At 68.2% G+C, this 16,596-nt stretch carries 15 protein-coding genes; 3 read left to right on the forward strand and 12 right to left on the reverse strand.

Going from position 1 to position 16,596, the window contains the following annotated elements; genetic code table 11:
• Positions 1 to 108: 108 nt before the first annotated feature.
• From AC1D15_RS00440 to AC1D15_RS00460, 5 genes are all read right to left on the reverse strand, one after another.
• Positions 109 to 1,200: an ABC transporter ATP-binding protein gene (locus tag AC1D15_RS00440; RefSeq protein WP_477824494.1), complete on the reverse strand. Its 1,092-nt coding sequence runs from the start codon at positions 1,198 to 1,200 to the stop codon at positions 109 to 111.
• Positions 1,201 to 1,559: 359 nt separating this feature from the next.
• Positions 1,560 to 2,873 (reverse strand): GH1 family beta-glucosidase, encoded by a 1,314-nt coding sequence (locus tag AC1D15_RS00445; protein WP_477824495.1) that lies wholly within the window; start codon positions 2,871 to 2,873, stop codon positions 1,560 to 1,562.
• 27 nt (positions 2,874 to 2,900) lie between these two features.
• Positions 2,901 to 3,749 (reverse strand): carbohydrate ABC transporter permease, encoded by an 849-nt coding sequence (locus tag AC1D15_RS00450; protein WP_465110180.1) that lies wholly within the window; start codon positions 3,747 to 3,749, stop codon positions 2,901 to 2,903.
• 4 nt (positions 3,750 to 3,753) lie between these two features.
• Entirely contained in the window at positions 3,754 to 4,740 is a 987-nt protein-coding gene (locus AC1D15_RS00455) for a carbohydrate ABC transporter permease (protein WP_047504196.1), read from the reverse strand.
• A 93-nt stretch (positions 4,741 to 4,833) separates the two neighbouring features.
• Positions 4,834 to 6,084, reverse strand: a complete 1,251-nt coding sequence (locus AC1D15_RS00460) for an ABC transporter substrate-binding protein (RefSeq protein WP_477824496.1) — start codon at positions 6,082 to 6,084, stop codon at positions 4,834 to 4,836.
• A gap of 634 nt (positions 6,085 to 6,718) precedes the next feature.
• On the opposite strand from AC1D15_RS00460, the gene AC1D15_RS00465 reads away from it, so the two are divergent.
• Positions 6,719 to 7,705, forward strand: coding sequence for a LacI family DNA-binding transcriptional regulator (locus AC1D15_RS00465; RefSeq protein WP_465110177.1), 987 nt, complete (start codon positions 6,719 to 6,721; stop codon positions 7,703 to 7,705).
• A gap of 95 nt (positions 7,706 to 7,800) precedes the next feature.
• Here the strand turns inward: AC1D15_RS00465 and AC1D15_RS00470 are convergent, their stop codons facing one another.
• From AC1D15_RS00470 to AC1D15_RS00485, 4 genes are all read right to left on the reverse strand, one after another.
• Entirely contained in the window at positions 7,801 to 8,616 is an 816-nt protein-coding gene (locus tag AC1D15_RS00470) for an HDOD domain-containing protein (RefSeq protein ID WP_047503988.1), read from the reverse strand.
• 107 nt (positions 8,617 to 8,723) lie between these two features.
• Positions 8,724 to 9,485: a TSUP family transporter gene (locus AC1D15_RS00475; RefSeq protein WP_477824497.1), complete on the reverse strand. Its 762-nt coding sequence runs from the start codon at positions 9,483 to 9,485 to the stop codon at positions 8,724 to 8,726.
• A 269-nt stretch (positions 9,486 to 9,754) separates the two neighbouring features.
• Positions 9,755 to 11,269: a sensor histidine kinase gene (locus AC1D15_RS00480; RefSeq protein WP_477824498.1), complete on the reverse strand. Its 1,515-nt coding sequence runs from the start codon at positions 11,267 to 11,269 to the stop codon at positions 9,755 to 9,757.
• On the reverse strand, positions 11,270 to 11,983 hold the full coding sequence (locus tag AC1D15_RS00485) for a response regulator (protein WP_047503978.1): 714 nt from the start codon (positions 11,981 to 11,983) through the stop codon (positions 11,270 to 11,272).
• A gap of 154 nt (positions 11,984 to 12,137) precedes the next feature.
• Between AC1D15_RS00485 and AC1D15_RS00490 the strand changes: the two genes are divergently transcribed.
• Together AC1D15_RS00490 and AC1D15_RS00495 are read left to right on the forward strand one after the other, a co-directional pair.
• On the forward strand, positions 12,138 to 12,686 hold the full coding sequence (locus AC1D15_RS00490; RefSeq protein ID WP_477824499.1) for an RNA polymerase sigma factor: 549 nt from the start codon (positions 12,138 to 12,140) through the stop codon (positions 12,684 to 12,686).
• A gap of 115 nt (positions 12,687 to 12,801) precedes the next feature.
• On the forward strand, positions 12,802 to 13,740 hold the full coding sequence (locus AC1D15_RS00495) for a CysB family HTH-type transcriptional regulator (protein WP_047503972.1): 939 nt from the start codon (positions 12,802 to 12,804) through the stop codon (positions 13,738 to 13,740).
• 52 nt (positions 13,741 to 13,792) lie between these two features.
• On the opposite strand, the gene AC1D15_RS00500 is transcribed toward AC1D15_RS00495, so the two are convergent.
• From AC1D15_RS00500 to cysT, 3 genes are read right to left on the reverse strand one after another with little or no spacing between them, the layout of a single operon-like run.
• A complete protein-coding gene (locus AC1D15_RS00500) occupies positions 13,793 to 14,848 on the reverse strand; it encodes a sulfate/molybdate ABC transporter ATP-binding protein (protein WP_047503969.1) in 1,056 nt (351 codons plus the stop codon).
• A gap of 10 nt (positions 14,849 to 14,858) precedes the next feature.
• Entirely contained in the window at positions 14,859 to 15,761 is a 903-nt protein-coding gene (gene cysW, locus AC1D15_RS00505) for a sulfate ABC transporter permease subunit CysW (protein ID WP_477824500.1), read from the reverse strand.
• On the reverse strand, positions 15,758 to 16,591 hold the full coding sequence (gene cysT / locus AC1D15_RS00510) for a sulfate ABC transporter permease subunit CysT (protein WP_477824501.1): 834 nt from the start codon (positions 16,589 to 16,591) through the stop codon (positions 15,758 to 15,760). The genes cysW and cysT overlap by 4 nt, the downstream gene beginning before the upstream one ends.
• Between the last annotated feature and the right edge of the window lie 5 nt (positions 16,592 to 16,596).

Genomic DNA, 16,596 nt, shown 5'->3' on the forward strand with positions numbered 1-16,596 from the left:
TGCAGCCGGCACCGGGCGGTCTGTCGGAAACGTGCGCGGCAGCGGCTGCGAAATCGTTTTCATGACAGCGGTGGAGGGCGTTTGCAGCGGGGCGTGCATGGGGGATCGCTAGTGGAGGGCGAGGGTGGCGCCGCTGTCGCTGAACAGCAGCGCGCGCGAGGCTTGCGGCACGAGGCCGATGTCCTGGCCGGCGCCGAGGCCTTCGTGGTCGGCGGGCACGCGCAGCGAGACGGTGTTGGCGGTGCCGCGCAGCGTGGCGTGCACGATGATCGAGTCACCGAGGTGTTCGAGCAGGTCGACGCGGGCGGCCAGGCCGTTTTCGACGCGGCCGATGCCGAGGTGTTCGGGGCGGATGCCGAGCACGAGTTGCGCCGACGCGCCGGAGGGCAGGCCACCGGGCAGGCTGAGCGTGCCGGCCTGGTCGACGCGCAGTTGCACCGCACCACCGCCGGCGGCAGCGGCGACGCAGGGAATGAAGTTCATCCGCGGCGAACCGAGGAAGCCGGCGACGAACTGGTTGGCCGGCTGCTCGTACAGCGACATCGGCGTGCCGACCTGCTCGATGCGGCCGGCGTTGAAGACGGCGATGCGGTCGCCGAGCGTCATCGCCTCGACCTGGTCGTGCGTCACGTAGATCATCGTGTTGCCGATTTCCTTGTGCAGCTTCGACAGCTCGATGCGCATCTGCACGCGCAGCGAGGCGTCGAGGTTGGACAGCGGCTCGTCGAACAGGAAGACGCGCGGCTTGCGCACGATGGCGCGGCCGATCGCGACGCGCTGGCGCTGGCCACCGGAGAGCGCCTTCGGCTTGCGTTCGAGCAGGTGCGTGATCTGCAGGATCTCGGCGGCGCGGCCGACGGCCTTCTTCACGTCGTCCTTCGACTGCCCGGCCAGCTTGAGCGCGAAGCCCATGTTCTCGGCGACGGTCATGTGCGGGTAGAGCGCGTAGCTCTGGAACACCATCGCGACGCCGCGGTCGGCGGGCGGCACCTCGTTGATGAGGTCGCCGCCGATGCGGATCTCGCCCTGGTCGATGTCTTCGAGACCGGCGATCATGCGCAGCAGCGTGGACTTGCCGCAACCGGACGGGCCGACGAAGACGGCGAATTCGCCATCGGCGATGTCGAGGTCGATGCCGCGGATCACCTCGACATTGTTCTCGTAGCTCTTGCGCACGCCGCGCAGGGTCAGGGTGGACATCTCTTCAGGTCTCCGATTGGGTCTTGCTGTGCGCGTCGGCTGCGGCTGGGGGTATGGCCGGGAGGCTCATGCCGGGGCGGTCGGCCCTGGCGGGCCGACTCCACGAGAAGTGCGGCATTTGGCGGTGCATCGCCAAACTCCCTCCGCTCACTTCGTTCGCTGTGGTCAAACAGTGGCGATGAGTCAGTTCACGAAGCGTGCTGCGCACGCCACCGCCAAATGCCGCACTTCTCGTCGCCCCAGAAATCGCCTCCCGGCCATACCCCCAGCCGCAGCCGCCGGTCGGAGCGTGTTCGACGAAGTCCGCTGTCGTCTCCGCACATGCGCCTTTGCCGCTCGAAAGATCGAACGCCGTCATCTCACCCCCCACTCCGAGACCGCGCGATGAACTCGCGGTACCAATGGGCGCTGTCCTTCAGCGTGCGCTGCTGCGTCGCGTAGTCGACGTGCACCAGCCCGAAGCGCTTCGCGTAGCCGGAGTTCCACTCGTAGTTGTCGAGCAGGCTCCAGTAGAAGAAGCCGCGCACGTCCACGCCCTGGGCGATCGCATCGCGCACCGCCCCCAGGTGGCTGCTCAGGTAGTCGATGCGCTGCGGGTCGGCCACCTTGCCTTCCACCAGCCGGTCCGCGCAGGCCGTGCCGTTCTCGGTGATCCACACCGGCGGCAACGGGTAGTCGCCGTGGATCTTCACCAGCAGCTCGGTCAACCCCTGCGGGTAGTTCTCCCAGCCCATGTCGCTCTCGCCACGCAGCTTCGGCGCCGGGCGCGGCGGGTCCTCGCTCGAGGCCCAGATCCGCGTGTAGTAGTTGACGCCGAGGAAATCGAGCTTCTGCGCGATCACGTCGAAATCGTTTTCATGAGTGACCGGGTACAGGTGCACACCGGGGGCCGTCGGGTAGCGCTTCAGGAAGATCGGGTCCATGTACCAGCGCACGAAGGTCGCGTACTCGCGCTCGGCGAGTGCGATGTCGGTCGCGCTGCCGGTGGCGGGCGTCGCCGGCGACTGGTTCAGCACGATGCCCAGCGGCGCCTTCACGCCGGCCGCGCGCATCGCCTGCAGCGCGAGGCCGTGCGACAGCAGCAGGTGGTGCGCGACCTGCACCGTCAGCTGCGGGTCCTTGAAGCCCGGTGCGAACTGGCCGTTGCCGTTGCCGAGGAAGGCGGTGCACCACGGCTCGTTGTGCGTGGCGATGCTCGCCACCCGGTCGCCCAGCCGGCGGCCCATCACCTCGGCGTACTCGGCGAAGCGGTACGCGGTGTCGCGCGAGCCCCAGCCACCTAGATCCTGCAGCCCCTGCGGCAGGTCCCAGTGGTACAGCGTCGCGTGCGGCGCGATGCCGCGCTCGAGCAGCCGGTCGACCAGCCGGTCGTAGAACGCCAGGCCCTTGTCGTTCCAGGCGCCATGGCCGAGCGGCTGCACGCGCGGCCACGCGATCGAGAAGCGGTAGCTGTCGACGCCCAGGCCGGCGATCAGCTCGACGTCGTCGGACCAGCGGTGGTAGTGGTCGCAGGCGACGTCGCCGGTGTGGCCCTCGAAGGTCTTGCCCGGCGTGTGCGAGAACGTGTCCCAGATCGACGGGCCGCGGCCGTCCTCACGGGCCGCACCTTCGATCTGGTAGGCGCTGGTGGCAACGCCCCACGCGAAGCCGCGGGGAAATTTCGGGTCGGTCACGGGTCGGAATCCTTGAGATGAAACAGGTCAGGCCTTGACCGCACCGGCGGTCAGCCCTTCGATCAGCCGGCGCGAGGCCAACACGAACATCACGAGCAGCGGCAGCACCGCGATCGACGAGCCGGCGCAGATCGCGCCCCACGGCGTCTGGCCGGTGCCCTGCAGCGAACGCAGCGCGAGCGGCACGGTGAACATCTCCATGTCGCGCATCACGATCAGCGGCCCGAGGAAGTTGTTCCACGCACCGATGAAGGTGACCAGGCCGAGCGTGCCCAGCGCCGGGCCGATCAGCGGCACGATGATGCGCAGGTAGATGCCGAACTCGCCGCAGCCGTCGATGCGCGCGGCATCGACCAGGTCGCGCGGAATCGCCGAGCCGATGTACTGCCGCATCATGAAGATGCCCAGCGCCCCGCAGGCCGCCGGCACGATCAGCGCCTTCGGCTGGTTCAGCCAGCCCAGCCAGCTCATCGTCAGCGCCGTCGGGATCATCCCGACGAAGCTCGGCAACAGCAGCGTCGCCATCACGAAGGCGAACAACCGGTCCTTGTGCCTGAAGTCGTACATCGCGAACGCGAAGCCGGCCAGCGAGCAGAACAGCAGGTTCAGCGCAGTGACCGCGACGGCGATGTACAGGCTCCAGCTGAGGTTGCGCCAGAAGAACGGCAGGCGGTCGAGCAGCAGCTTCAGGTTGTCGATGAAGGCATCGCCGAACCACAGCGGCGGCGGCACCGACAGGATCTCGCGGTTCGAATGCGTCGCGAACACGAACATGAAGTAGAACGGCGCCAGCATCAGCAGCGCACCGCCGAGCACGATGGCATAGGCGCTCGCAGCGGTGGCCGGGTTGGCGAAGCGGATGGAAGTCGAGCTCATCGCGTCAGGCCTTCTTCTCGCCCAGCAGGCGGTTGTTGGCCCAGGTGACGACCGCGATCACCATGAACAGCAGCCACGCGATGCTCGACGCAGTACCGAAATCGTTGTCGATGAAGGCGGTCGCGTACATGTGCATCGCCGCCGTCTTGCCGGCCTGGTCCAGGCCGCCGGTGCCGCCGGTCAGGATGAAGGGCTCCTCGAACAGCTGCAGGTTGCCGATGATGGTCAGCGTGACCGCGAAGAAGATCATCGGCTTGAGCATCGGCAGCGTCACGTAGCGGAACTGCTGCCAGGCCTTCGCGCCGTCCATCGTCGCGGCCTCGAACAGGTCCTTCGGGATCGTCTGGATCGCCGACAGGTACAGCACGGTGTTGAAGCCGACATAGCGCCACCACACGACGAACGAGATCATCCACTTCGTGTAGTACGGCTGCCCCCAGTCGATGTTCTGCGCCGGGAACAGCCAGCCGATCACCGGCACCTGCGACATCGCGCCCAGCGCCGCGTTGACCACGCCGTAGTCGCGCGAGAACAGCGACGAGAACACCAGCGAGATCGCCACCGTCGACGTGATGAACGGCAGGAAGTACGCGCCGACCACCGCGTTGCGCCAGCGGCCGAACGCGGTGTGCAGGAAGAACGCCAGCGGCAGCGCCACCAGGTGCTGCGGCACGCCCGACACGATCGCCATCCACACCGTGTTGTAGAGCGACTTGCGGAACCAGTCGTCGTTGGTGACGACGTAGATGTAGTTCTCCAGGCCCACCCACTGCATCGCCTCCAGCCCGGCCGCCGGCTCCCAGCGGTGGAACGACATGAAGATCGAGAACAGCAGCGGGAACAGCCCGAACACCAGGAACAGGATAAAGAACGGGCTGATGAACACGTACGGCGCGATGTCGCGGAAGCTGCGGCGGCGCTTGCGCGTGCCGGGCTGCGCAGCGAGCGGCGTCGTCGGGTCCGGGGTCGCCGGGACCGTGGGTTTGGGCATGGCCTGCATGGTGTCGGGTGCAGACCGGGCAGGGCGGCGCGCGCCGTGCCCGGTCGTTCAGCGGAAGATCAGACGTGAGTCAGACGCAGCGGGTCAGCGGCGCACGCGCTTCTTGACCTGCTCCTGTGCGTCCGCCAGGGCGGTCTTGATGTCCTTGTTCTGCTCGAGCACCTTGTCCAGCTCGGCATTCACGACATCGTTGGCCACCGGGTCGTACTTGTCGACGGCGATCGCCTTGATCTTGTCGGCCGACACCTTCCACAGCTGGCGCGCCTTCTGGCCGCCCAGGTACTCGATCGGCTGGTCGAGGAAGGGATCGCTCTGCGCCTCGATCAGCGACGGGAACGCGTCCAGGCTGCGGAAGGCCTCGATCTGCATGCCCTTGTCCAGGCTCATGAACTTGATGAAGTCCCAGGCCGCGGCCTTGTTCGCCGCCTTCTTCGGGATCGCGTAGAACGAGYCGCCCCACGAGGCGAACGCGCCGTTGGGCAGCTGCGCCGAACGCCACTTGCCCTTGGACTCCGGCGCCAGCCAGTTCGACAGGTGGCCGGCCAGCCAGGCCCCCATCATCTGCGAGGCCACCTTGTCGCGCTTGAAGCCTTCGCTCCACTCGTTGGACCAGGCGGCGATCTTGGCGTCGATGCCGGCGGTGCGGGCCGCCTTGGCGAGCTCGAAGCCCTTCTGGAAGCGCGGCGTGTTGATCAGCGGCGTGCCCTTCTTGTCGAAGAAGATGCCCTCGCCGTCCTTCAGGCCGGAGCGGATGTAGATGTCCTTGATGTCCACCGCGTTGGCGAGCAGGTAGGCGCCGGTCGCGGCCTTCACCTTCTTGCCCGATTCGATGTACGACTCCCAGCTCTTGGTCAGGTCAGCCTCGCTGACGCCGGCCTTGTCGAGCAGGTCCTTGCGGTAGAAGAGGGCGCCCGGGCCGATGTCGGCCGGCATCGCGGCCAGCGCGCCGCTGCCGCTCATGCCCTGCGGCACGGTGAACTTGGCGATCTTCGACTGGTACTGCAGGCCGTTGTACGGCGCCTTGCCCAGGTCCTCCAGGCCGCCCGATTCGGCGAACTTGCCGATGAAGCCGACTTCCACCGCCATCACGTCCGGCACGTTCGCGCCGGTGGCCAGCGCCGTCGTCATCGCGGTGTGGTGGTCGCCGAAGGCCAGGCTGGTCAGCTTGATCTCGACCTCGGGGTGCAGCTTCTTGTAGAGCGGGATCGCGGCCTTGACGGCCAGGTCGAAGCTCGGGAAGGACGCCACCGTCAGCGTCGTCGTGGTCTGCGCCGAAACGGCTCCGGCCATCGCCAGCGCTGCGCACAGCAGCAGGGGTTTCATCAGTCGTGTCACGTCGGGTCTCCTAAGGTCTTTGTGGACGCCGGGCGGGCTGCCTTTGCTCCGTCGGCTTTTGTACAGGCTCGTGCCTGACACGGGGTCGAACTTCGGCCAGATCGGCTCGGCTGAAATCGATTTCACTTCTGCAAACGATTTCAGCGGCGACGCGCCTGGGTGTCAATCGACAAAACCCGGGCTGACATACCAATGAGGGAAAGTCCTCTCCGGACTCACCCTGTGGGGAATTCGGACAGTTCTGATCCCCTGAATCTGCCGTCATTTCTGAAATCGATTTCAGATCGAAGCGAATTAGAAACGTCACGACACCATCGGTCAAGACGTTCGAGATTGGGGAAATCCCCGAGGTGGCGCGCCGTGCCGCGCCCGTGTTCCCGGTTTCACAATGGCGCTGCAAGCCAGCATTGGCGCCATTTGCAGCTGGCGCTTCGGCCATCGTCCGTTGCGCCAGCACACATTTGAGCCTCCCGGAGGCGGGCCATCGATCCCGCTCATGGTGCCATCTGGTTTGGGCAAGGTTCTGAAAACGTTGCCATACTTGAAACCCCATGCAAAATCGCGAATCGCCCTCTCGCCACAGCCCACCGTGACCCGTCCGATCGTACGTTCGCCCCTGACTGTGCCGGCTGCCGTGACCCTGCTCGACGTGGCGCGCGAGGCCGGGGTCTCGCCCAGCACGGTGTCGCGCATCCTGAACGGCACTGCCCGTGTCACCTCCGACAAGCGGCAGGCGGTTGAAACCGCCATCAGCAAGCTCGATTTCAAGCCCAACCTGTTCGCGCGCAGCCTGAAGACCGGCACCACGATGACCATCGGCATCCTGGCGCAGGACATCGAGAGCCCGTTCTACACGCGGGCGATGAAGGGCATCGAGACCGGGCTGCTGGGCAGCGGCTATGCGCCGATCATCGTCAGCGGCCACTGGGATGCGCGCGAAGAAGCCGAGCGGGTGCGGCTGCTGATGACGCGCCGCATCGACGGCGTCGTGATCCTGACCGGCCACATGGACGACGCGCAGATCGTCGAGTTCGCGCGCCACCAGCCGATCGTCGTGACCGGCCGCCACCTCGACAGCCACAACATCATCGCGATCAAGCTCGACCAGGTGCGCGGCGGCTACCTGGCCACGCGCCACCTGATCTCGCTCGGGCACCGGCGCATCGCCCACATCGCCGGCGTGCGCGACCACGACGACGCGAAGGACCGCTACCAGGGCTACCTGCAGGCGCACGAAGAGGCGGGGCTGACGCCCGATCCCGAGCTGGTGGTGCAGGGCGACTTCACCGAGCCGGGCGGCCTGTTCGCGATGACGCGGCTGCTCGACGGCGGGCGCTCGTTCACCGCGGTGTTCTGCGCGAACGACCAGTCGGCGTTCGGCGCGCGGGTGGTGCTGTACCGCCGCGGCATCCGCGTGCCGGACGACGTGTCGCTGGTCGGTGTCGACGACCTGCCGGCCGCGGCCTACCTGACGCCACCGATCACGACGGTGCGCCAGCCGATCTACGAGATGGGTCTGTTTGCCGCGCACGCGCTGCTCGGCATGCTCGGCCACACCGCCGAAGAGGTGCAGGTGCCGCCGCTGGAGCTGATCGTGCGGGAGACGACGCGGCGCGTGTGAGCGCCTGCGGGCCGAGCGCCGGGCCGCCCCAAGCCGGCCCGCATCCCCTTGGGGGATCGGTCGACGTACCCGTCGACCCAGGGGTCGTCATTCCTCTAGCGGGCTTCTGCGTCCTCGATCTGCTGTTTGACTTTCCGGGCGCCGCGCAGCACCAGCGTCTCGTCCAGCAAAGCCTGCGGCGCCACCGCGCGCGCCACTTCCTCGAGCGAATCCGGGTCGGTCATCAGCGCATTCGCCAGCGCCGACAGCGCGCAGATCGAGCGCCGCGGCACCTGCGGCGGCAGCTCGCGCGTCGCGTTCACCGTCACATGATGGCGCACGCTGGCGACGGCCGCGGCAGCCAGGCCCCAGCTCTCGCACAGCGCCGCGCCGAGCAGGTCGTGGCTGACCCCGAAGGCCTGGTGCTCCAGGTACATCAGCTCGGTGTCGTCGGCGGCCGACGCGAGCATCGGCTGGTAGATGGCTTGCGAATGCTTGAACAGCACCGCCTTGCCGCATTCCTCGAACAGCCCGGCCGAATGCGCGCCCCACGGATCGACGCTCAGCACCTGGCCGATGCGACCCATCAGCAGGCCGCGCACGCTGGCGCGCTGCCACAGCGGCTCCAGTTCGGGCGCCGGCGGGAACACCGCGCGCAGGCCCATCTCGAAGGTGACGGCCGCGACTTCGCGCGTGCCGAGGTAGGTGACGGCCTGCTGCACGCTTTGCACGCGCCCCTTCAGCCCGTACAGCGACGAGTTCACCGCCTTCAGCACGGCCGATGCGAGCGCCATGTCGCTCTCGATCAGGCGGGCGAGCGCCTGCAGGTTCACGTCGTCCTCGGCGAGCAGCAGGGACAACTTCACCAGCGCTTCCGGCTGGGCGGGCACGTCGATGTTCAGCGAACGCAGCTTGGGATCGATGGGGGGCATGGCGAAATCCGGGTCAAAGCAGTTCTTCACGGTCGATGCTACGCAGCCGACCCGGCGGCGATCCGTCGAACAGGGTGGGAAATCCGCCCGCTTTTCGATTTCAGTCCCTATTTCAGGAACGCATCCCACCCCGTCTTGAGGATCAGCGCCGACACCACCGCGATGAACACCCCGCGCACGAAGCCCGCACCGTGCTTCAGCGCGAGCCGCGTGCCGAGCAGGCTGCCGATCACGTTGGCCACCGCCATCGTCAGCGCGATGTGCCACCACACATGGCCCTTGATCGCGAACAGCGCGAGCGCGGCCAGGTTGGTCGCGGTGTTCAGCAGCTTCGCGCTCGCGCTCGCGTTCAGGAAGTCGTAGCCGAGCAAGCGCACGAACAGGAACACGAAGAAGCTGCCGGTGCCGGGGCCGAAGAAGCCGTCGTAGAAGCCGATCACCAGGCCGATGCCGCTGGCCACCAGCGCCTGCGTGCGCCCGCTGTGCAGCGGTGCGTGCGTGCGGCCCATGTCCTTGCGCGCCAGCGTGTACGCCAGCACGCCGATCAGGATCAGCGGCAGCGCCTTGCGCAGGCCGTCGGCGCTGACCAGCGTGACGGTCCACGCACCGCCCAGCCCGCCGATCAGTGCCGCCCCCGCCGCCGGCAGCAGCGCGCTCCACTGCAGCTGCACGCGCTTCGCGAACTGCGCGGTCGCCCAGCCGGTGCCCCAGACGCCCGCACCCTTGTTGGTGCCCAGCAGCGTGGCCGGCGCGGCGCTCGGGTAGACGCTGAACAGCGCCGGCACCAGGATCAACCCGCCGCCGCCGACGATGGCATCGATGAAGCCCGCGAACAGGGAGGCGAGGGTGACCGTGACGAGATCGAGCATGCAGGGACGGGGAAGACAGGGAATCCAGAATGGGAAAGGGCGCCAGGATCACCTGGCGCCCTTCGCATTTTGTCATCGGTCCGGTCGCTCTCTGGAGCGCCGGCCTGTCGGTGTGTCGCAGCCTTGAACGCGTTCTTGACGCGACCCTCGGATGCGTTGTGTCTGTCTCCTCAGTCCCCCGCCCAGCCGGTCATCCGGGGATGTCGGCCGCGAGTGGGCGGATTTTGGGAGCAGGCCCCCACGCACGCACTAGGTGTTTTCCTGCACCGTTACAGGGCAGCGCTGTCCCGCAGCAACGGGATGCGCAGGATCACGCGCGTGCCCTGCCCGGAAGGGCTCTCCACGGCCACGTCGCCGCCATGCAGCTCCGTGATGCGCTTCACGATCGCGAGCCCGAGGCCCCTGCCGCCTTCGCCGGTGGCGGGTGCCACATTGGTGCGCGCCTGGTAGAAGCGATCGAACAGATGCGGCAGGTCGGTGGCCGGGATGCCCGGGCCGGTGTCGCTGATGCTGACCTCGGCCTGCGTGCCGGCGCGGGCGGCCGCGAGCGTCACGCGGCAGCCGCGGCCGCAGAACTTCAGCGCGTTGTCGACCAGGTTCGCGATCGCGCGCTCGAACAGCTCGACGTCGACCTGGGCCGGCACCGGCGCCTCGCCCAGTTCGGCCCGCAGCTCGACGCCCGACTGCGCCGCGCGCTCGGCGAAGCGCATCTCGATGTCGTTGAGCAGCTCGCGCAGGTCGACCTGCTCGGCGCGCAGCTGGAAGCTCGGCTCGTCGAGCGTCGCGAGGTCGCCGAGCGCCTTCACCAGGCGCGACGCATTGCGCGTGTTGCGCAGCGCCACCTCCACCAGCCGGCGGTCTTCGGTGCGTGCCGCATCGCCGGCCCAGCGCGCCTCCAGCGTCTCCAGGCAGGCATCGGTCGCGGTCAGCGGCGAGCGCAGGTCGTGCGACAGGTTGCTGACCGCCTCGCGCCGGAAATGATCGAGCCGGCTCAACGCGTTCCACTGCCGCTGCAGTGTCGCGAGCATCGCGCCGAACGCACGCGTCAGCTGCCCGAACTCGTCGGCGGTGGCCGGCGGCAGCAGCGGCTGCGCATCGGCCGCGCCGTGCTGCAGGCCTTTCTCGGACAGCATCGCGACCGCATCGGTCAGCCGCCGCAGCGGGCGCGTCACCGAGGCGATGACCATCGCCGCGAGCAGCGTCGTCACCATCACGATGCCGGCGATCAGCCCGAGCGCCGGCCGCGCGAGGCTCGCGCTCAGCACCTGCCAGCGGTCGGCCGGCAGGTCGGCCTTGTGCGCCACCAGGTACAGGTAGCCGGCGAGGTTGTCGCCGCTGCGGATCAGCGGGCGGCGGATCGGCCGCGCGGCGATCACCGCATCGGCGTCCATGCGCTCGGGGTCGTCGCCCATCACGTACGACGAGGCCTGCGACGACACCGCCTGTCGCACCGGATCGATCGCGACGCGAAAGCCCGGCGCGAGCTTCGCCGAGCCGGTGCTCGCGAGCACGGTGCCCTGCACGTCGAGCAGGTAGAGCTGGGTGTCGGGCTCGAACAGCACCAGGTTCTTCAGGAAGCCGTCGAAGTCCTGTGGATGCAGTTCGCGCATCTCGAACAGGTTGTCGTACATCGCGACGACCCGGCCGAGGAACAGCGTCGCGCGCTGGTAGGTGGTCTCGTGCTCGAAGCGCTGGAACGCGAAGGCGACGGTGGCGATCACCGCGAGCGCGGTGACCAGGCCGGTCGCGAGGATGGTCAGCGCGATCTTGAGGCGAACGCTCATTTACCGCGGCGCCTCGCGCATCTTGTAGCCGGCGCCGCGCACCGTGAGGATCAGCTGCGGGCGCATCGGATCGGCCTCGAGTTTGGCGCGCAGCCGGTTGATGTGCGTGGTGACGGTGTGCTCGTAGCCGTCGTGCGTGTAGCCCCACACGGCATTCAGCAGCTGCCCGCGCGAGAACACATGCCCCGGGTGGCTCGCGAAGTGCAGCAGCAGGTCGAACTCGAGCGCGGTGAAGTCGATCTCGTCGCCGCGGTAGCGCACCTGGCGCTTGGTCGGCAGGATCTCCAGGTCGCCGTTGCGCAGCGTGCTGGCCTGCGCCTGCGCGCCGGCCTGCGCGGCGCGCAGCAGGTCGGCACGGCGCAGCAGCGCCTTCACGCGCGCCAGCAGCTCGGCCAGCGAGAACGGCTTCGTCAGGTAGTCGTCGGCGCCCAGCTCCAGCCCGAGCACCCGGTCGAGCTCGGTCGCCTTGGCGGTGAGCATCAGGATCGGCGTGCTGCGGCCGCGCGCACGCAGCGCCTTGCAGACCTCCAGGCCGTCCAGGCCCGGCATCATCAGGTCGAGGATCAGCAGGTCGCTCGCCTGCTCGTTCTGGCTGGCCAGCGCCGCGACGCCGTCGGCCACCGCGGTCACCGCATAACCCGAATTGCTGAGGTTCAGCACGATCAGATCGCGGATGTCGGTCTGGTCTTCGGCGACGAGGATGGTGGCTGGCATGGGGGGATTGTCGTGCGGGCCGGGAAGCTTCTTACAGGGCGGGACCACCGCGTCCTGAGGCAAATGTGATCTTCCTGTGATGTTCGGCGATGGGCGCGCGAGGTGCGGTGGCGACAGTCACTCCATCGACAACCACCGATCCCAGGAGCCCACCATGCAAGCCACCGCCGCCGCTTCCGCATCGACCGCCTTCATGCCGGCAGCCCTGTCCTGGCCCGAGGTGGTGGCGCACCGCGGCTACCTGGTGCGCTTCGCGCAGCGCAAGCTGCACGACCCGATGCTGGCCGAGGACGTGGTGCACGACGTGTTCGAGGCCGTGCTCACCGGCCGTGCGAGCTTCGGCGGGCGGGCCGCGCTGCGCTCGTGGCTGACGGCGGTGCTGAAGAACAAGATCGTCGACCTGGTGCGCCAGCGCGCCGGCCACGACAGCCTGGACGCCCAGTGGCTGGACGACGACGGCGAGGCGGTCGGCGCCGCCGCGGTGGAATGCCCGCAGCCGCGCCCCGACGAGGTCGCCGAGCAGCGCCAGCAGCTCGACCGGATGCTGGCGCGCATCGAGGCCCTGCCGACCGGGCTGCGCGACGTGATGCGGTTGCGCGTGCTGCACGACCAGCCGACCGAGCAGGTGTGTGCGGCACTGGCGATCACCGAGGACAACCTGTTCGTGCGGCTGCACCGGGCGCGCAAGCAGCTGCTGTCCTGATCCCACACGAATATGGTCATAAGCAAACATTCGTTGTAGGCCGCAGGACTGCTCAGCAGAATCACGCACCTACTCATGCGCACGCCGCGCCACCCCCGCGGCCGCGCCCACGCGAATGAATTTCCAGCAACTGCGGTCTGTCCGCGAGACCGTGCGCTGCGGCTTCAACCTGACCGAGGTTGCCGCGGTGCTCCACACATCCCAGCCCGGCATCAGCCGGCAGATCCGCGAGCTCGAGGACGAGCTCGGCATCGAGATCTTCGTGCGCGCCGGCAAGCGGCTCACCGGCCTCACGCCGCCCGGCGAGGCGGTGCTGCCGATCGTCGAGCGGCTGCTGCTGGATGCCGAGAACCTGCGCCGCGCCGGCGACGAGTTCAGCGCGCAGACCAGCGGCCGGCTGTCGATCGCCGCGACCCATTCGCAGGCCCGCTACGCACTGCCGGCCGTCGTGCGCGACTTCCGCCAGCTGTATCCGCAGGTCACGCTGAACCTGCACCAGGGGTCGCCGAAGCAGGTGGCCGAGATGCTGCTGTCCGGCGAGGCCGACATCGGCATCGCGACCGAGGCGCTGGCCGGCTACGAGCAGCTGGTGGCGCTGCCGTGCTACCGCTGGACGCACAGCGTGGTGGTGCCGATCGGCCATGACCTGCTGAAGCAGGAGGGGCCGCTGACGCTGCAGCGCCTGGCGCGCTACCCGATCATCACCTACGACGTCGGCTACACCGGCCGCACCCACATCGACGAGGCCTTCGCCGCCGAGGGCTTGAAGCCGAGCGTGGTGCTGACCGCGATGGATGCCGACGTGATCAAGACCTATGCCGAGCTCGGCATGGGCGTGGGCATCGTCGCGTCGATCGCGTTCGACCCGGAACGCGACCGCCAGCTGCGTGCGATCGACGCGCGGGATCTGTTCGCGGTGAACCTGACGCGGCTCGCGGTGCGGCGCGGAACGTGGCTGCGCGGGTATGTCTACTCGTTCATCGAGGCGTTCGCGCCGACGCTGACGCGGGAGACGGTGGAACGGTCGTTGAACGGGGAAGCGGTCGAGGAATAGTCGGGCTCGTTGACTGCGCTGGCCTTCGACAGGCTCAGTCCGAACGGGGAGCTCAGATCATCGCCGCGGGGTCGGGCAGTTCGTCATTCGCGAACCGCTGCACTCGCCGCGGCTTCAGATGCACGCGTGAGCCGGTCGCCAGCTGCAGCTTCTCGCGCAGCCCCTGGTACTCCGAGCGCGGCAGTTCCACGTCGACATAGCTGCCGTCGTCCTCGCGCTTGAACTCCAGCCGCGTGTTCGGCCCGACCGTCAGCGCCTGCGACAGCGTCACCGCCAGCGTGCCGTCCTCTGCCGAGCCGAGGATCTGCAGCTCGTGCGGCCGCACGTAGCTCACGTCCTCGGCCGCCGTGCCCGCGCCGCTGCGCCCGAAGCGGCCGTGGAACAGGTTCACGTCGCCGAGGAACTGCAGCACGAACGGGCTGGCCGGGTGGTCGTACACCTCGTCCGGCGGGCCGTCCTGCTCGATGCGGCCCTGGTTCATCACGACGATGCGGTCGGCCACCTCCATCGCCTCTTCCTGGTCGTGCGTGACGAACACGCTCGTCACGTGCATCTCGTCGTGCAGCCGGCGCAGCCAGCGGCGCAGTTCCTTGCGCACCTTGGCATCGAGCGCACCGAACGGCTCGTCGAGCAGCAGCACCTTCGGCTCCACCGCCAGCGCGCGCGCGAGCGCGATGCGCTGGCGCTGGCCGCCCGACAGCTGGTGCGGGTAGCGATCGGCGATCCAGTCGAGCTGCACCAGCTTCAGCAGGTCGGTCACCTTGGCCTTGATCGCGGCATCGCTCGGTCGCGTCGCCTTCGGCCGCACGCGCAGCCCGAACGCGACGTTCTCGAAGATCGTCATGTGGCCGAAGAGGGCGTAGTGCTGGAACACGAAGCCGACCTGGCGCTCGCGCACGTCGGTGTTCGTCGCGTCCTCGCCGTGGAACAGCACGGTGCCGCTGTCGGGCACCTCGAGCCCCGCGATGATGCGCAGCAGCGAGGTCTTGCCCGAGCCCGAGGGCCCGAGCAGCGCCACCAGTTCGCCGGCCGGGATGTCCAGGTTCAGGTTGTCGCAGACGACGGTCTTGCCGAAGCTCTTCTTCAGGTTGCGGACTTCGATGCTCATTCTGGAAACCTCATTCCGAGCGGCCCTCGGCCGCCTTCTTCTGCTCGCGCACACGGCGCTCGACCAGGTACTTCAACACCAGCGTCACCAGCGCCAGGCCGGCCAGCAGCGACGCGACCGCGAACGCCGCGGCGAACTGGTACTCGTTGTAGAGGATCTCGATGTGCAGCGGCATCGTGTTGGTCTGCCCGCGGATGTGGCCCGACACGACGCTGACCGCGCCGAACTCGCCCATCGCGCGCGCATTGCACAGGATCACGCCGTACAGCAGCGCCCACTTGACGTTCGGCAGCGTGATGCGCCGGAAGATCTGCCAGCCGTTGGCCCCCAGCACGCGCGCTGCCTCTTCCTGCTCGGTGCCCTGCGCCTGCATCAGCGGGATCAGTTCGCGCGCGACGAACGGGAAGGTCACGAACACGGTCGCGAGCACGATGCCCGGCACCGCGAAGATGACCTTCAGGTCGTGGTCGCGCAGCCACTCGCCCCACCAGCCCTGCAGGCCGAACAGCAACACGTAGATCAGGCCCGAGATGACCGGGCTGACCGAGAACGGCAGGTCGATCAGCGTGAGCAGCACGTTCTTGCCGCGGAACTCGAACTTCGCGATGCACCAGGCGGCGGCGATGCCGAACACCAGGTTCATCGGCACCGAGATGCCGGCGGCAATCAGCGTCAGCTTGATCGCCGACAGCGCATCGGGGTCGGTGATGGCGGCGAAGTAGACGCCGACGCCCTTCTTGAACGCCTCGGCGAACACGATCGCGAGCGGCACGAACAGGAACAGCGTCAGGAACGCGAGCGCGATGCCGATCAGCGTCCACTTGACCCACGCCGGCTCGGTGGTGGCGGATTGCAGATGGCGCGGGGCCTCGGCCGCGCTCGCGGCGTCGCGGGGAATCGCGGCCGTGCTCATCGTCCCTGCCTCGCTCTCGTCCAGGCCTGCAATGCGTTGATCGCCAGCAGCAGCGCGAACGCGCTGACCAGCATCACGACCGCGATCGCGGTGGCACCGGTGTAGTCGTACTGCTCCAGCTTCGTGATGATCAAGAGCGGCGTGATCTCGCTGATCAGCGGCATGTTGCCGGCGATGAAGATCACCGAGCCGTATTCACCGAGCGCCCGCGCGAACGCGAGCGCGAAGCCGGTGAGCAGCGCCGGCGAGATGATCGGGAAGATCACCTTCGTGAAGGTCTGCAGCCGCGAGGCGCCGAGCGTGGCCGCGGCCTCCTCGATCTCCTTGTGCAGGTCTTCGAGCACCGGCTGCAGCGTGCGCACGACGAAGGGCAGGCCGATGAAGGTGAGGGCCACGAACACGCCGAGCGGCGTGAAGCTCACCTTGAACGGCAGGTAGCGGCCGATCCAGCCGTTCTGCGCGTACAGCGCCGTCAGCGCGATGCCGGCCACCGCGGTCGGCAGCGCGAACGGCAGGTCGACCAGCGCATCGATCAGCCGCTTGAACGGGAACTCGTAGCGCACCAGCACCCACGCGACGACGAGCCCGAACACCGAGTTCATCAGCGCGGCGGCGAACGATGCGCCGAAGGTGAGCCGGTACGACGCGAGCACGCGCGGCGCGGTGACGGCGTCCCAGAACGCCGGCCAGGTCATCGTGGCCGTCTTCAGGAAGGCCGCCGACAGCGGCAGCAGCACGATGAAGCTCAGGTACAGCAGCGTGAAGCCGAGCGCCAGGTCGAAGCCCGGCAGCACGCTGTGCCGCTTCAGCAGGGTGCGGGTGAACAGCACGGAAG

Source organism: Rhizobacter sp. P2_H2, assembly GCF_056403375.1.

What these genes read in the sequence shown, in the direction of transcription:
- AC1D15_RS00440 (WP_477824494.1), bottom strand. Translation starts at nt 1,200, where the DNA reads ATGTCCACCCTGACCCTGCGCGGCGTGCGCAAGAGCTACGAGAACAAT.
- AC1D15_RS00450 (WP_465110180.1), bottom strand. Translation starts at nt 3,749, where the DNA reads ATGAGCTCGACTTCCATCCGCTTCGCCAACCCGGCCACCGCTGCGAGC.
- AC1D15_RS00455 (WP_047504196.1), bottom strand. Translation starts at nt 4,740, where the DNA reads ATGCCCAAACCCACGGTCCCGGCGACCCCGGACCCGACGACGCCGCTC.
- AC1D15_RS00470 (WP_047503988.1), bottom strand. Translation starts at nt 8,616, where the DNA reads ATGCCCCCCATCGATCCCAAGCTGCGTTCGCTGAACATCGACGTGCCC.
- AC1D15_RS00475 (WP_477824497.1), bottom strand. Translation starts at nt 9,485, where the DNA reads ATGCTCGATCTCGTCACGGTCACCCTCGCCTCCCTGTTCGCGGGCTTC.
- AC1D15_RS00480 (WP_477824498.1), bottom strand. Translation starts at nt 11,269, where the DNA reads ATGAGCGTTCGCCTCAAGATCGCGCTGACCATCCTCGCGACCGGCCTG.
- AC1D15_RS00485 (WP_047503978.1), bottom strand. Translation starts at nt 11,983, where the DNA reads ATGCCAGCCACCATCCTCGTCGCCGAAGACCAGACCGACATCCGCGAT.
- AC1D15_RS00490 (WP_477824499.1), top strand. Translation starts at nt 12,138, where the DNA reads ATGCAAGCCACCGCCGCCGCTTCCGCATCGACCGCCTTCATGCCGGCA.
- AC1D15_RS00495 (WP_047503972.1), top strand. Translation starts at nt 12,802, where the DNA reads ATGAATTTCCAGCAACTGCGGTCTGTCCGCGAGACCGTGCGCTGCGGC.
- AC1D15_RS00500 (WP_047503969.1), bottom strand. Translation starts at nt 14,848, where the DNA reads ATGAGCATCGAAGTCCGCAACCTGAAGAAGAGCTTCGGCAAGACCGTC.
- cysW (WP_477824500.1), bottom strand. Translation starts at nt 15,761, where the DNA reads ATGAGCACGGCCGCGATTCCCCGCGACGCCGCGAGCGCGGCCGAGGCC.